Genomic DNA, 16,115 nt, shown 5'->3' with positions numbered 1-16,115 from the left:
TCACCCGCACACAGTAAGAAACGGGCGCCAGCACACCCCGCTGGCGCCCGTAACCCGCTCACCCACCAAGGAGCGAACATGAACATCAGTTCAGAACAGGTTCAGGCAGAAGCCCTGGACTACGATATTTCCGTCTTCGAAATGTTCTCGATTGGCGTTGGCCCCTCATCCTCCCACACCGTGGGGCCCATGCGCGCCACCAACCGCTTTGTCACCGAACTTATTGAAACCGGCCAGCTAGATCAGGTAGCAAAGGTGCACATTGATCTCTACGGCTCCCTCGCCGCCACCGGCGCAGGCCACGGCACGATGTCGGCAGCGCTGAAGGGCCTGGCGGGCTTTGTACCCGAAATCATTGATATTGCCGAATCCGAGCAATTTATCAACCGCAACCAGGTAGACGGAACTCTGCCGCTGGCGGGTTTCCGCGCCGCCGAATTTGAGGGCGGCCACCCCAAAAATAACAGCGGCAAAATTTCTGGGCCCACCGTTAACTACCGTGAGGCCGACATGACCCTGCGCCCGCTCACCGTGCTCCCTCGCCACACCAACGGTATTAAGGTCGCGGCCTGGGACTCCGCAGAGAAACTGCTTCTTGAACGAACTTACTTCTCTATCGGCGGCGGCTTCGTGGTGGAAGAAAACGAAGATAACACCGCCGGTAGCGGCCTGACCGAGGCGCCCTATCCCTTCGGATCCGGCGAAGAACTGGTCGATATGGCCAACGGCGCCGGCCTCTCCATCGCCCAGCTGAAGATGCAGAACGAACTCTCAGCCCGCAGCGAGGAGGAAATTCGAGAGGGTATTCTCTCCATCCGCAAAGTAATGCAGGAGTGCATTGGATCTTCCCTCTCCCGCGTGGGCTACCTGCCGGGCCCCCTGAAAGTGCGCTGCCGCGCCGGTGCCTGGCACCGCGACCTTCTCAGCGAAGACCCCAGCAAATCCCCCGAATACTGGATGGAATGGGTCAACCTGATTGCGCTCGCCGTCAATGAGGAAAACGCCTTTGGCGGCCGCATCGTCACCGCGCCGACCAACGGCGCCTCCGGCATCATTCCAGCGGTGCTCCACTACACCATGAACTACCTGCCCGGTATTCGCCACTGTGGCGAGGCCAAGCGCAACCAGACCGTGGTGGACTTCTTCCTTGCGGCCTCAGCGGTGGGAGCCCTCTACAAGAAGCGCGCTTCTATCTCCGGCGCAGAAGTGGGGTGCCAGGGGGAGGTGGGCACGGCGTCGTCCATGGCGGCAGCCGGCCTCGCCCAGGCGATGGGTGGCACCAACGAGCAGATCGAAAATGCCGCCGAAATCGCCATGGAACACAACCTGGGCCTGACCTGCGACCCGGTGGGCGGCCTGGTACAGATTCCCTGCATCGAGCGCAACGCTATGGCGGCAGCCAAGGCTATCAACGCCGCCAAGATGGCGCTACGCGGGGACGGCGAGCACCGGGTTTCGCTTGACCAGGTCATCGAAACTATGCGCCAGACCGGCGAAGACATGTCTAACCGCTACAAGGAAACCTCGATGGGCGGCCTGGCGGTGAACGTGGTGGAGTGCTAGTAAAGTTGCAAAATCCTTCCGCAGACTGTATAGACACACACCCTCGTTTGGTGTATTGTGAATATTTGCGCTATCCCTAACCTGAGTGCCTTCATATAGCGGTGGGCATGGGTGATACAGAGCCGAAAATAGTCCAGTTTTGTCTACGATCCCAGCAGCCCAACACTCTTTTAGTGCTGTGCGTGTTGTGATTTTCAGCAGAAACCTGCGGCTTTCTTCGTGTTTTGCGGGGTAGTGAGTACGAAGAAAAGGTCTGTGGAAGGATCCAACTTGGTCGCCTCGAGCACCTCTAACAACGAAGCCGCTAACGGCGCACTGAACCCTGACGGTTCACCCCGCCGTATTTCATTCGCAAAAATTTCAGAGCCGCTGCAGGTTCCTAACCTGCTCGCTTTGCAGACTGACAGCTTTGACCGCCTCGTGGGCAACGAGCGCTGGGCAGAAAAGGCTGCCAAGGCTGTAGAGACCGGTGATACTTCGGTGCAGACCATCTCAGGTCTGGCTGAAATCTTCGAAGAAATCTCACCGATCGAAGACTTCCAGGGCACCATGTCCCTGTCATTCTCCGACCCCGAATTCGCTGACCCCAAGTACAGCATGGAAGAGTGCAAGGATCGCGATGCGACCTACGCAGCTCCGCTGTACGTCAAGGCCGAATTCATGAACAACAACACCGGCGAAATCAAGCAGCAGACCGTGTTCATGGGTGACTTCCCGCTCATGACCGAGTCCGGTACCTTCGTGATTAACGGTACCGAGCGCGTTGTTGTTTCCCAGCTGGTTCGTTCTCCCGGCGCCTACTTTGAGAAGTCGGCTGACCGCACCTCTGATAAAGACATCTACTCAGCCAAGATCATCCCCTCCCGCGGTGCATGGTTCGAGCTGGAAATTGATAAGCGCGACCAGGTGGGCGTTCGCCTGGACCGCAAGCGCAAGCAGTCGGTGACCGTTCTGCTGAAGGCTCTCGGCTGGACCGAAGCTAAGATTCTTGAGGAATTCGGCGAGTTCGATTCGATTCGCGCGACCCTGGAGAAAGACACTGTCTCCAACCGCGATGAAGCTCTGCTGGATATCTACCGCAAGCTCCGCCCGGGCGAGCCCCCCACGGTTGATGCAGCTCAGGCGCTGCTGGACAACATGTACTTCACCCCCAAGCGCTATGACCTGGCCAAGGTGGGCCGCTACAAGGTCAACCGCAAGCTGGGTATCGACATGCCCCTGAACGATCCTTCGGCAATGGTTCTGTCTCAGGACGACATCGCCGCAATGATTCGTTACCTGGTGACCCTGCACGCCGGTGGCACCTCCATCAAGGGCATTCGTGACGGCGAAGAGACCGACATCCGCGTTGATACTGACGATATCGACCACTTTGGTAACCGCCGTATTCGCGCTGTTGGCGAACTGATCGAGAACCAGATCCGCACCGGCCTCTCCCGCATGGAGCGCGTCGTCCGCGAGCGTATGACCACCCAGGACGTTGAGGCAATCACCCCGCAGACCCTGATCAACATCCGCCCGGTGGTTGCATCGATCAAGGAGTTCTTCGGTACCTCGCAGCTCTCCCAGTTCATGGATCAGAACAACCCGCTGGCTGGTCTGACCCACAAGCGCCGTCTTTCCGCTCTGGGCCCCGGCGGCCTCTCCCGTGATCGCGCGGGCATGGAAGTGCGAGACGTGCACCCCTCCCACTACGGCCGTATGTGCCCCATTGAAACCCCTGAAGGCCCCAACATTGGTCTGATTGGTTCGCTGGCAACCTACGCCCGTATCAACCCCTTCGGTTTCATCGAGACCCCCTACCGCCGCGTTGAGAACGGCCAGGTCACCGACAAGGTTGTTTACCTGACCGCCGACGACGAAAAGGGCGCGATCATCGCGCAGGCTAACGCACCCCTGAACGACGAGATGCGTTTTGCCGAGGACGAGGTTCTCTGCCGTGCAGGCGATGGCTCCGGTGAGGCGGTGCTGGTTGAGGCAACCGACGTTCAGTTCATGGACGTTTCGCCCCGCCAGATGGTGTCCGTTGCAACCGCTCTGATTCCTTACCTGGAACACGACGACGCTAACCGAGCACTGATGGGTGCTAACATGCAGCGCCAGGCTGTGCCGCTGTTGCAGTCTGAGGCTCCCGTGGTTGGTACCGGTATGGAGCGCTACGCAGCTATTGACTCCGGTGACTCCGTGCTGGCTAAGAAGGCAGGCGTGGTTTCCGAGGTTTCGGCTGATCTGGTGATTGTTCGTAATGACGACGGCACCACCTCCTCCTACCCGATTTCTAAGTTCCAGCGTTCTAACCCCGGTAACTGCTACAACCACCGTGTGGTTGTTAAGGTGGGCGACCGCGTTGAGGCTGCCGGCCTGATTGCAGACGGCCCCTCCACCGACAACGGTGAGCTGGCACTGGGTAAGAACCTGCTGGTTGCTTACATGTCGTGGGAAGGCTTCAACTTCGAGGATGGCATTATCCTCTCCCAGCGCATGATCTCCGATGATGTGCTGACCTCGATTCACATTGAGGAACACGAGATTGATGCTCGCGACACCAAGCTTGGTGCCGAAGAGATTACCCGTGACATCCCCAACGTGTCTGAGGACGTTCTCTCTGCCCTGGACGAGCGCGGCATCATCCACATTGGTGCTGAGGTTGAGTCCGGTGACATCCTGGTGGGTAAGGTAACCCCCAAGGGCGAGACCGAGCTGACCCCCGAGGAGCGCCTGCTGCGCGCTATCTTCGGCGAGAAGTCCCGCGAAGTTCGTGACACCTCCCTGAAGGTGCCCCACGGCGAGTCCGGTACCGTGATCGGCGTTCGTATCTTCGACCGCGAGACCGACGAAGAGGATCTGCCCTCGGGCGTCAACCAGCTGGTGCGCGTCTACGTTGCCCAGAAGCGTAAGATCACCGTTGGCGATAAGCTGGCGGGTCGCCACGGTAACAAGGGTGTTATTACCAAGATTCTTCCCGTGGAAGATATGCCCTTCATGGAAGACGGCACCCCCGTTGACATTATTCTGAACCCGCTGGGTGTTCCCGGCCGTATGAACATCGGTCAGGTACTTGAGGTTCACACCGGCTGGCTGGCTAAGCAGGGTTGGAAGATTGACGGAAACCCCGCCTGGCTCGACAAGCTGCCGAACTTCCCCAAGGAAACCGGCCCCACCAACGTGGCAACCCCGGTCTTCGACGGCGCTGGTGAGGACGAACTGTTCGACCTGCTCGACCACGCGAACCCCAACCGCGACGGCGATCGTCTGATCAACAGCTCCGGTAAGGCTCGCCTGCTCGACGGTCGCTCCGGTGAGCCCTTCCCCGAGCCCGTTTCCGTGGGTTACCAGTACATCCTGAAGCTGCACCACCTGGTAGACGACAAGATTCACGCTCGTTCCACCGGTCCTTACTCCATGATTACCCAGCAGCCCCTGGGTGGTAAGGCTCAGTTCGGTGGCCAGCGCTTTGGTGAGATGGAAGTGTGGGCGCTGGAAGCATACGGCGCCGCCTACACCCTGCAGGAAATCCTGACTATCAAGTCCGACGACGTCAACGGTCGCGTGAAGGTCTACGAGGCGATTGTCAAGGGCGAGAACATCCCCGAACCGGGTGTTCCCGAGTCCTTCAAGGTTCTCATCAAGGAAATGCAGTCCCTGTGCCTGAACGTTGAGGTGCTCTCAACCGAGGGTAAGACCATCGAAATGCGCGATGCTGAAGATGAAGGCTTCCGTGCAGCAGATGACCTGGGCATTGACCTTTCCCACGCAGAGCCCAGCTCTGTTGAAGAGGTCTAAGCCGGTTCATTACTTCTATACGAATAAGTCTTCACAACTACTGAAAAGAGAAAAGGACACATGTCCAACGAATCTTCACTCGGTTTGATGCGTATTGGCCTGGCCACCGCTGAGGATATCCGCAGCTGGTCTTACGGCGAGGTCAAGAAGCCGGAAACCATTAACTACCGAACCCTGAAGCCGGAGAAGGAAGGCCTCTTCGACGAGCGTATCTTCGGCCCCACCCGCGACTGGGAATGCTACTGCGGTAAGTACAAGCGCGTACGCTTCAAGGGCATTATCTGTGAGCGCTGTGGCGTTGAGGTGACTCGCGCTAAGGTTCGCCGTGAGCGCATGGGTCACATTGAGCTGGCAGCTCCTGTTACTCACATCTGGTACTTCAAGGGTGTTCCCTCCCGCCTGGGCTACCTGCTGGATTTGGCTCCGAAGGATCTCGAGAAGATCATTTACTTCGCTGCCTACATGATTACCGACGTCGACGAAGAAGCTCGTCACGACGATCTGCCTAACCTCGAAGCCGCTTACCAGCGCGACCGCAAGGCTCTGGAGGACCAGCTGGCTTCGGACATCAACGCGATTGCTGTTGAGACCGAGCAGGAGCTGGCTCGTATTGAGGCCGAGGGTGGCAAGGCTGCTGAGAAGCGCAAGCTGCGCGAGTCGGCAGAGCGCCAGATGGCCTCCGTACGCAAGAACGCTGAGCGCGAGCTTGAGTTCGAGGAAAAGGTCTGGGATCGCTTCAAGAACCTCAAGGTCGCTGACCTTGAAGGCGATGAGGCTCTCTACCGTGCCATGGTCGATAAGTACGGCATGTACTTTGAGGGCTCCATGGGCGCTGAGGCTATTAAGAAGCGCCTGGAGAACTTCGATATGGAGGGCGAGGCAGAAGCTCTTCGCGAGATTATTCAGACCGGTAAGGGCCAGCGTAAGACTCGTGCCCTGAAGCGTCTGAAGGTTGTTAACTCCTTCCTGACCACCACCAACTCACCTCTGGGTATGGTGCTTGAGGCTGTTCCGGTTATCCCTCCGGAACTGCGCCCCATGGTTCAGCTGGACGGCGGCCGCTTTGCGACCTCCGACCTCAACGACCTCTACCGTCGTGTGATCAACCGTAACAACCGCCTGAAGCGTCTGCTGGATCTCGGTGCTCCCGAAATCATCGTGAACAACGAGAAGCGTATGCTACAGGAAGCTGTGGACTCGCTCTTCGATAACGGTCGCCGCGGCCGCCCCGTGACCGGCCCCGGTAACCGCCCGCTGAAGTCTCTGTCAGACATGCTCAAGGGTAAGCAGGGTCGTTTCCGTCAGAACCTGCTGGGTAAGCGCGTTGACTACTCCGGTCGTTCGGTGATCGTCGGTGGCCCCCAGCTGCAGATGCACCAGTGTGGTCTGCCCAAGCAGATGGCTCTGGAGCTCTTCAAGCCCTTCGTGATGAAGCGTCTGGTTGACCTCAACCACGCTCAGAACATCAAGTCCGCTAAGCGCATGGTGGAGCGTTCCCGCTCCCAGGTGTGGGATGTTCTCGAAGAGATCATCACCGAGCATCCCGTGCTGCTGAACCGTGCACCCACCCTGCACCGTCTGGGTATCCAGGCCTTCGAACCCCAGCTGGTTGAAGGTAAGGCTATTCAGCTGCACCCGCTGGTGTGCTCGGCGTTCAACGCTGACTTCGACGGCGACCAGATGGCGGTTCACCTGCCCCTCTCACCTGAGGCTCAAGCTGAGGCTCGCATTCTGATGCTGTCCTCCAACAACATCCTCAAGCCCTCCGACGGTCGTCCCGTTGCTGTGCCTGACCAGGATATGATTATCGGTCTCTTCCACCTGACCACTCCTCGCGATGATGCTCCGGGTGAAGGCCGTACTTTCTCTTCTCTGGCTGAGGCCCTGATGGCTCTGGACCTGCACGAGGTAGAGCTCTACTCCAAGATCAAGATCCGCTTCACCGCAGAGGAATTCGTTGCTCCTGAGGACTTCGAGTTCCCCGAGGGCTACACCGAAGGCGATGACATTCTCTTCGAGTGCACCCTGGGTCAGGTTATTTTTAACCAGGCTCTGCCCGCTGATTACCCCTGGTACTCTGGCGTTGCCGCCAAGAAGTCCCTGGGCGCGCTGATTAACGATCTGGCTGAGAAGTACCCCATGGACGTCGTCGCGCGTTCACTGGATAACCTGAAGAACACCGGTTTCTACTACGCATCTCGCTCCGGCGTGACCGTGGCTGTGACCGATATTGCTGCTCCTCCGACCAAGCCTGAGATTATGGCTAACTACGAGAAGCAGGCAGCAGATATTCAGGGTCAGTTCGACATGGGTCTGATTGACGATAATGAACGTCGTACCGAGCTTATCGACATCTGGACCAAGGCAACCGATGAGGTTGCGGATTCCATGAAGGAAAACCTGGCTAACCTGAACACCACCATTAACCGTATGGTGACCTCGGGTGCGCGTGGTAACTGGATGCAGGTTCGTCAGATTGCCGGTATCCGCGGTCTGGTGGCAAACCCCAAGGGCGAAATTATGCCCCGTCCGATCAAGTCTTCCTACCGCGAAGGCCTGACCGTTCTGGAGTACTTCATCGCAACCCACGGTGCGCGTAAGGGTCTGGCTGATACCGCGCTGCGTACCGCAAACTCCGGTTACCTGACCCGTCGTCTGGTGGACGTCTCTCAGGACGTAATTGTGCGTGAAGAGGACTGCGGTACCCGCCGCGGTCTGAACCTGCCCCTGGTCGAGGTTGACGAAGAGACCGGTGCAGTTTCCCTGCACGAAAACGTTGAGTCTTCCATCCACGGTCGTGCGCTTGCTGTTGATGTCAAGGCTGAGGACGGCACCGTTCTGGCTGAGGCCGGTGCGGATGTTTCCGATCTGGTAATCGACAAGCTCTTCAAGGCCGGCGTGAAGGAAGTCAAGGTTCGCTCCGTGCTGACCTGTGAGTCCGCTGTTGGTGTGTGTGCCCACTGCTACGGTCGCTCCATGGCTTCCGGCAACCTGGTAGACATCGGCGAGGCTGTGGGTATTATCGCGGCTCAGTCCATTGGTGAGCCCGGTACCCAGCTGACCATGCGTACCTTCCACACCGGTGGTGTGGCATCGGCAGATGATATTACCCAGGGTCTGCCCCGTATTCAGGAGCTCTTCGAAGCGCGTACCCCCAAGGGCGTTGCTCCGATCTCCGAGGTGGCAGGTCGTGTGACCATCGAGGATACCGAGAAGTCCCTGAAGGTTATCGTGACCCCCGATAACGGCGACGAGCCTATGGCTTACCCGGTTCTGCGCCGTGCCCGCCTGAACGTTGCTGAGGGCGACCACGTAGAGGTTGGCGATCAGCTGGTTGCCGGTGCTGTTGACCCCAAGGAGGTTCTGCGTATTCGTGGTCCCCGTGAGGCTCAGAAGCACCTGGTGGACGAGGTTCAGAGCGTCTACCGCTCCCAGGGTGTGGGTATCCACGACAAGCACGTTGAGGTGATTGTTCGCCAGATGCTACGTCGTGTAACCGTGATTGACTCCGGCGATACCGACCTTCTGCCCGGTGAGCTGGTGGAGAACATCGTCTTCCAGACCGCTAACCGTAAGGCACTGTCTGAGGGCAAGCGTCCGGCTGCCGGTCGCCCCGAGATGATGGGTATTACCAAGGCATCGCTGGCTACCGAGTCCTGGCTGTCCGCGGCGTCCTTCCAGGAGACCACCCGAGTTCTGACTCAGGCGGCTATGGAGCGCAAGGAAGATCCGCTGGTTGGACTGAAGGAGAACGTCATCATCGGTAAGCTGATCCCGGCCGGTACCGGCCTGGCTCGTTACAACGATGTTGAGGTTGAGCCCACCGACGAGGCCCGTGAGCAGCTTTTCCAGGCTTCCTCCACCGGCTTCAACGATTTCAGCTACGCAGCTGAGAACGAGGGTTCCATCTCCGCTGAGTTCCAGGCAATTCCCCTGGACGACTACGACTTCGGTAAGTAAACCGAGCGAGCTCCGGCTGAGATAAAGTAAGCGCGGCCCCTCCCGAAAGGGAGGGGCCGCGCTTGTTTCTTATGGGAAAGAGAGGACGGCGCTAACCCTCTAAGAGCGAAAGGAAGTGGGTGGTCATTGCCTTTATATCGGGGCGGTGCCCGGTAATCAGCTCGAAGGCATCGACTGCCTGGCCCACTGCCATCAAGCCACCGGGCAAAACCCGAGCACCCAGGGAACGGGCATGGGCAATCAGCGGGGTTTCCTGGGGCAGGTAGATGACGTCGGCTACCCAGAGGTCAGCGCGAAGAAGGTTGAGGTCTAGGGGAGAGCCGGGGTGGTGGTGCATACCGATGGGGGAGGCATTGACGAGTCCCCGGGCTAGCGGCATAATCTCGGGTAGGTTCTCGGGAGTAATCGCGTTGACCTCTGATGCGGGGAAGAGGGTTTGAAGATGATGAGCCATTTCCTCGGCCTTGGTCAGCGAAAGATCAGAGATGAACAGTTGACGGGTGCCTTGAGAGAGCAGGGCATAAGAGGTGGCTGAGCCAGCACCCCCGGCTCCGAGCTGAACCACTGCCTCAAGGTCTTCGGGTGAGGGGGCCAGCCCCTCCTGTAGCGCGGTCACAAATCCGGAATAGTCGGTGTTGTAGCCAACGGTTTTTCCCTCGCGCAAGACCACGGTGTTAACAGCGCCCATCTGAGCCGCGCTGGCTGAGATTGAATCAAGGTGCTGCATAATCAGCTGCTTACAGGGGTGGGTAACGTTGAAAGCGTTGAAACCCAGTTCGAGAGCGTGCTCAAGAATCTCCCCGCATTCTTCGGCGGCATAGGCGGAGTGGTTAGGGCCCAAAGAATCTATATCGAGTGGTCGGTAGAGGTAGCGTAGGCCCAACAGGTCGGCGGCCCTCTCGTGCATGGGAGGTGTGAGAGAGCGGGAGATACCGCTACCGATTAATCCCACCAGATATGACTCGCCTACCCGGCTCATGAGTCTCCTTTCACCGCTAATGTTTTGCGCTCCTCATTGTAGACCGCTGAATATCCTGACCTTGAACGAGGGCCGGAATGCGAGATTGAGACAGCTCGCATAAGTAGGGACATCCAAGGGAGAGCGGTAAAACTTGCCAGCCGGTAACCTGGCTGTGTGACACGCTGGCGTAACCAGCAACACACATCATATTTCTATTGGGGGAACCATGGTCACTGAATCAGTACGCGCCGGAGGTAGGAGCTGGAGCCCTACCGTTGGTGAGAAGAAAATCCGTCACTCCTTGAGGGCCAAAGGAGCTTTCGTTTTGCTCGCCGCCTGCGGTCTTGCCCTGGGGCAGCTGCCGCTAGCGGAACCTACAGCGGCAGTAACCCAAGAGAACCCCTACCTGGTGGGGGCAGGAGTTGCCGATATGACCGGCGAGCCCGCCGAGGTAGGTTTCATGGGCTACGGCGATAGCTCTCAGACGGGAACCGGGCTGATGAACCGCCAGTTTGCCCGTGCCTTTGAGGTGAAAGACCCGGCAAGCGGACAGTCCAACCTGATTGTGGTGCTCGATCAGCTCACCGCCACCGAGAGCGTGCGCGATGAGGTTATTCGGCGAGTTCAGCAACAGTGGGGGAGCGACTACGGCGAATCCAACATTATGATTACCGCCAGCCACACCCATGCAGCGCCGGGCGGGGTCACCCGCTATTCCCTCTATAACGTCACTACCCTGGGCTGGCACCAAGATACCTTTGAAGCCACCGTTGACGGCGCCATGGAGGCTATCAACCGGGCCCACGCCGATTTGGCGCCGGGCAATCTGACTGTTTCTCAGTCGAAGCTGACCGGAGTTGGCGCGCAGCGTTCTGCTGAGGCTCAGGCGAATGACCCCGCCTATCTCACCGATGAGCTGGTGGACGGTGCCGACCCCACCAATATCACTCTACGACTCGAGCGTGACGGGCAGACCCGGGCTCTCATCAACTGGTTTGCAATTCATCCCACCTCGCTCACTAGCAAAAACACCCTGGTTTCCACCGATAACAAGGGCTATGCCCAGTGGCTGATTGAGCACGAGGACCACGGGGTTGACCACTACAGCGGCGCCGGCGACGGTTTTGTGGCCGCCTTCGCCAACTCCAACACCGGCGACGTCTCGCCCAACACCAACCTGCGGCCCGGTTCAGGCCCCACCGAAGACCAGGTGGAGAACATGAAGATTCAGGGCACAAAGCAGGCTGATGCCGTGCGCGCGCAACTTGTTGAGAATGGCGACCCGGTGGGCCAGGGCCTAGATTCTGCAATCCACTACGCCGACTTTTCAAACATTCCGGTGATGCCCAAGTTCTCCGGCACGGGAAAGGTGCAGCATACCTGTGACGCCTCGCTGGGGCAGTCTTTCGCCGCGGGTTCTGTTGAGGACGGCGGCGGAGGGCTAGACGTCTTCGGCGAGGGGGTCGGCGCCAACCCCTTCTTCGGTGCCTTGGCAGAGGCCACCTACAAGATATCGCCTGAGCTTAAAGAATGTCAGGCGCCCAAGGATAATCTGCTTGCAGTGGGAGCGGTTGATGCTGTACAAGAGAAACTTCCCGTGCAGATTATGCGCTTTGGCGACTACTACATTCTGGGTCTTCCCGGTGAAATGACGGGCGCGGTGGGCGTGCAGTACCGCAAGGATATGGCGGAGCTCTTCGGGGTGGATGAATCCCACATTATCGTGCAGGGCTATACCAACGCCTATGCCCACTACGTCACCACCCCCGAGGAATACGATGCCCAGCAGTATGAGGGCGGGGCTACTATCTTTGGCCGGTACTCCATGGGAGCCTTCCGGCAGGTGCTCAACACCGTTGGGCTTTCAATGAGGGAGAACCGAGAACTTGAACTGGGGGAGAAGGCGCCTACTCCCGCCACTGTTTCCTCTGCCCAGGGCAAGGTACTCTATGATCTGCCCGGAGCTGGAAAGCAGTTTGGTGAGCAGACCGTCGCCCCTGCCGATACCTCTCGTGGGGAGACTGTTTCGGCCGAGTTCGTGGGGGCACACCCCAACAATAATCTCAAGCACGGAGGAAGCTACCTAGAGATTCAGCGCTTCGACGGTCAGCACTGGGTTTACGTGACCGGAGACAACGATCCAGAGACGACTTTTAGTTGGCAGCGCAGGCTGGCTGCCCAATCCAGGGTTACCATTAGCTGGAATATCCCCGCCGATGCAGAGGCCGGGACCTACCGGATTGTCTACCACGGAGACTCCAAAGATTCCTCGGGCAAAATCACGCCCTTTACCGGAACCAGCTCTGAATTTCAGGTTAAGTGACTGATATCTCCGTAGCTGGGCGGTTAAAGCCCTTTTTAATCGCCTGGCACGGGTAGATTAAGGTGCCAATTACCGATATAGTTTCATACGAAGTACTTAGCTTCAGTGCACCAATACGTCATCAGAACGTGTTGAGAGTCGGCGCAAACCAGCGTTGAACGGTCAAGCTAGGTGGGCTTCGAATCAATGGCAGTATGGATACAGTCCTTTGGTGTTGATCGGTTTGATCTGACTCCTAAATGCCATCTTTACGCATGCCCAGAAAGTTTTTCTACTTTAGCGCTGACTAAGAAAGCAAACCTAAACGCTGACTTCGTCGAAACTCAACTGCGCAAGCAGCTGAAGCAATCAAAGATGTAGGGCCGTGAAAAGCCGGCCCGAATATCAGGAGATAATGTGCCTACAATTCAGCAGTTGGTCCGTAAGGGCCGTACTCCTAAGGTCGTAAAGACCAAGGCGCCCGCACTTAAGGGCAACCCCATGAAGCGTGGCGTATGCACCCGTGTATACACCACCACCCCGAGGAAGCCGAACTCAGCACTGCGTAAGGTCGCACGTGTTAAGCTCAACGGCGGCGTCGAGGTTACCGCATACATCCCCGGTGAGGGCCACAACCTTCAGGAACACTCCATCGTGCTCGTTCGCGGTGGTCGTGTGATGGACCTCCCCGGTGTTCGTTACAAGATTGTACGTGGCGCACTGGATACCCAGGGCGTTAAGGGCCGCGGTCAGGCTCGTTCACGCTACGGCGCAAAGAAGGAGAAGAAGTAATGCCTCGTAAGGGTCCCGCTCCTAAGCGTCCCCTCGTAAACGACCCCGTTTACGGCTCACCACTGGTTACCCAGCTCATCAACAAGGTTCTGCTGGACGGCAAGAAGTCAACCGCTGAGCGCATCGTTTACGGTGCCCTCGAAGGTGTTGCCCAGAAGACCGGCGCAGACCCCGTAGTAACCCTCAAGAAGGCAATGGACAACGTCAAGCCTTCACTCGAGGTCCGCTCACGCCGCGTTGGCGGCGCGACCTACCAGGTCCCCGTCGAAGTTCGTGCAGGCCGCGCAACCGCTCTGGCCCTGCGCTGGCTCGTTGGCTTCTCAAAGCTCCGCCGCGAGAAGACCATGACCGAGCGTCTCATGAACGAGATCCTGGATGCATCCAACGGTCTCGGTGCCGCTGTGAAGCGTCGCGAAGACACTCACAAGATGGCCGAGTCCAACAAGGCCTTCGCACACTACCGCTGGTAATTTCTTCGTAGCCTGCCGTTATTACATACGTACATAGCGGCAGGCTTTCGGAGTTTCTCACAAGGGAGAACAAAGTGGCACTAGACGTGCTTACCGACCTGAATAAGGTCCGCAACATCGGTATTATGGCGCACATTGACGCCGGTAAGACCACCACCACCGAACGCATCCTCTTCTACACCGGTATCAACCACAAGATCGGTGAAACCCACGACGGTGCGTCCACTATGGACTGGATGGCTCAGGAACAGGAACGCGGTATTACCATTACCTCCGCGGCAACCACCTGCTTCTGGAAGAACAACCAGATCAACATCATCGACACCCCCGGCCACGTTGACTTCACCGTTGAAGTTGAGCGTTCACTGCGCGTCCTCGACGGCGCTGTTGCAGTGTTCGACGGCAAGGAAGGCGTTGAGCCCCAGTCTGAAACCGTTTGGCGCCAGGCTGACAAGTACGAAGTTCCCCGCATCTGCTTCGTCAACAAGATGGACAAGCTGGGTGCAGACTTCTACTTCACCGTAGACACCATCGTCAAGCGCCTCGGCGCTAAGCCCCTCGTTATGCAGCTGCCCATCGGCGCTGAAAACGACTTCATCGGCGTCGTTGACCTGCTCACCATGCAGGCCTACGTCTGGCCCGGCGATGCCAAGGGCGACGTGACCATGGGTGCTTCCTACGAAATCCAGGAAATCCCCGCTGACCTGCAGGAAAAGGCAGAGCAGTACCGTGCCGAGCTCGTTGAAAACGTAGCAGAAGCTTCTGAGGAACTCATGGAGAAGTACCTCGAAGAGGGCGAGCTGTCTCTCGAGGAGATCAAGGCAGGCGTTCGCCAGCTGACCATCAACAACGAGGCATACCCTGTCTTCTGTGGTTCTGCATTCAAAAACCGCGGCGTTCAGCCCATGCTGGATGCTGTGATTGACTACCTGCCTTCACCTCTTGACGTACCCGCGATGGTCGGTCACGCCGTCAACAATGAAGAAGAAGAGATGACCCGCAAGCCTTCCTCGGCAGAGCCCTTCTCTGCTCTGGCTTTCAAGGTTGCAGCTCACCCCTTCTACGGCCAGCTGACCTACATCCGCGTTTACTCCGGTAAGGCTACCCAGGGAGAGCAGGTTCTGAACTCCACCAAGGGCAAGAAGGAGCGCATCGGTAAGCTCTTCCAGATGCACTCCAACAAGGAGAACCCTGTTGAAGAGATTCAGGCAGGTCACATCTACGCAGCGATTGGTCTGAAGGACACCACCACCGGTGATACCCTCTGCTCCATTTCAGATCCCATCGTTCTGGAGTCCATGACCTTCCCCGCTCCCGTGATCTTCGTGGCTATCGAGCCCAAGACCAAGGGTGACCAGGAGAAGATGTCAACCGCAATTCAGAAGCTTTCTGCTGAAGACCCCACCTTCACCGTTTCCCTGAACGAAGAAACCGGTCAGACCGAAATCGGTGGTATGGGCGAGCTTCACCTCGACATCATTGTTGACCGCATGAAGCGCGAATTCAAGGTTGAGGCTAACGTTGGTAAGCCCCAGGTTGCTTACCGCGAGACCATCAAGAAGGCTGTCGAGAAGGTCGACTACACCCACAAGAAGCAGACCGGTGGTTCTGGCCAGTTCGCAAAGGTGCAGGTTTCCTTCGAGCCTATTCCGCTGGATTCCGAAGAGCTCTACGAGTTCGATAACGTCGTGACCGGTGGCCGTGTTCCCCGCGAATACATCCCCTCCGTTGACGCCGGTATCCAGGACGCCATGCAGCTCGGTATCCTCGCTGGCTACCCCGTTGTTGGTGTTAAGGCAACCCTGATCGATGGTGCTTACCACGACGTTGACTCCTCTGAAATGGCCTTCAAGATCGCCGGTTCAATGGTCTTCAAGGAAGGCGCTAAGCGCGCTAACCCTGTACTGCTTGAACCGCTGATGGCCGTTGAGGTTCGTACCCCCGAGGAGTACATGGGCGATGTGATTGGTGACCTCAACTCCCGTCGTGGTCAGATTCAGTCCATGGAAGATGCAGCCGGTGTGAAGATCGTTCACGCTCTGGTTCCGCTGTCTGAAATGTTCGGTTACATTGGTGACTTGCGTTCCAAGACTCAGGGTCGCGCGGTGTACTCAATGACCTTCGATAGCTACTCTGAGGTCCCGAAGGCTGTTGCTGACGAGATCATTCAGAAGAGCCGCGGCGAGTAATTCGTACCGCTTTCGCGGCTCTCGAAACCTTTGAAGTGAGCCGCAACTCTTTTCAAGAAAAATAATCATTGGAATCGTGCAAGTGGTTTCAACTC

Annotated in this window: 8 protein-coding genes; 7 read left to right on the top strand and 1 reads right to left on the bottom strand. The window is 57.9% G+C overall.

Annotated features, from left to right (window positions below):
* Positions 1–78: 78 nt before the first annotated feature.
* From IEV00_RS04520 to IEV00_RS04510, 3 genes are all read left to right on the top strand, one after another.
* A complete protein-coding gene (locus IEV00_RS04520) occupies positions 79–1,563 on the top strand; it encodes an L-serine ammonia-lyase (protein ID WP_188359096.1) in 1,485 nt (494 codons plus the stop codon).
* A gap of 270 nt (positions 1,564–1,833) precedes the next feature.
* Positions 1,834–5,346, top strand: coding sequence for a DNA-directed RNA polymerase subunit beta (rpoB, locus tag IEV00_RS04515; protein ID WP_188359458.1), 3,513 nt, complete (start codon positions 1,834–1,836; stop codon positions 5,344–5,346).
* 60 nt (positions 5,347–5,406) lie between these two features.
* On the top strand, positions 5,407–9,306 hold the full coding sequence (locus tag IEV00_RS04510; RefSeq protein ID WP_188359095.1) for a DNA-directed RNA polymerase subunit beta': 3,900 nt from the start codon (positions 5,407–5,409) through the stop codon (positions 9,304–9,306).
* A gap of 91 nt (positions 9,307–9,397) precedes the next feature.
* Here IEV00_RS04510 and IEV00_RS04505 read toward each other — a convergent pair whose 3' ends face one another.
* The gene (locus tag IEV00_RS04505; protein ID WP_188359094.1) at positions 9,398–10,285 is read right to left on the bottom strand and encodes a shikimate dehydrogenase; all 888 of its coding nucleotides are present in this window, start codon (positions 10,283–10,285) and stop codon (positions 9,398–9,400) included.
* 208 nt (positions 10,286–10,493) lie between these two features.
* Between IEV00_RS04505 and IEV00_RS04500 the strand changes: the two genes are divergently transcribed.
* The 4 genes from IEV00_RS04500 to fusA all read left to right on the top strand — a co-directional run bounded on the left by IEV00_RS04500 (position 10,494) and on the right by fusA (position 16,020).
* Positions 10,494–12,590, top strand: coding sequence for a neutral/alkaline non-lysosomal ceramidase N-terminal domain-containing protein (locus tag IEV00_RS04500; protein WP_188359093.1), 2,097 nt, complete (start codon positions 10,494–10,496; stop codon positions 12,588–12,590).
* Positions 12,591–12,986: 396 nt separating this feature from the next.
* Entirely contained in the window at positions 12,987–13,361 is a 375-nt protein-coding gene (rpsL, locus tag IEV00_RS04495) for a 30S ribosomal protein S12 (protein ID WP_188359092.1), read from the top strand.
* The gene (rpsG, locus tag IEV00_RS04490; protein ID WP_135012878.1) at positions 13,361–13,831 is read left to right on the top strand and encodes a 30S ribosomal protein S7; all 471 of its coding nucleotides are present in this window, start codon (positions 13,361–13,363) and stop codon (positions 13,829–13,831) included. Before rpsL ends, rpsG begins: the two co-directional genes overlap by 1 nt.
* 74 nt (positions 13,832–13,905) lie before the next feature.
* Complete coding sequence (gene fusA / locus IEV00_RS04485; protein ID WP_188359091.1) at positions 13,906–16,020, top strand: elongation factor G; 2,115 nt, start codon at positions 13,906–13,908, stop codon at positions 16,018–16,020.
* The last annotated feature ends 95 nt before the right edge of the window (positions 16,021–16,115 follow it).

Origin of the sequence: Rothia aerolata (genome assembly GCF_014635585.1) — a bacterium.
Lineage (GTDB): Bacteria > Actinomycetota > Actinomycetes > Actinomycetales > Micrococcaceae > Rothia > Rothia aerolata.
Note: the sequence above shows the minus strand (reverse complement) of the source record. Positions and strands in the feature narration are given on the sequence as shown.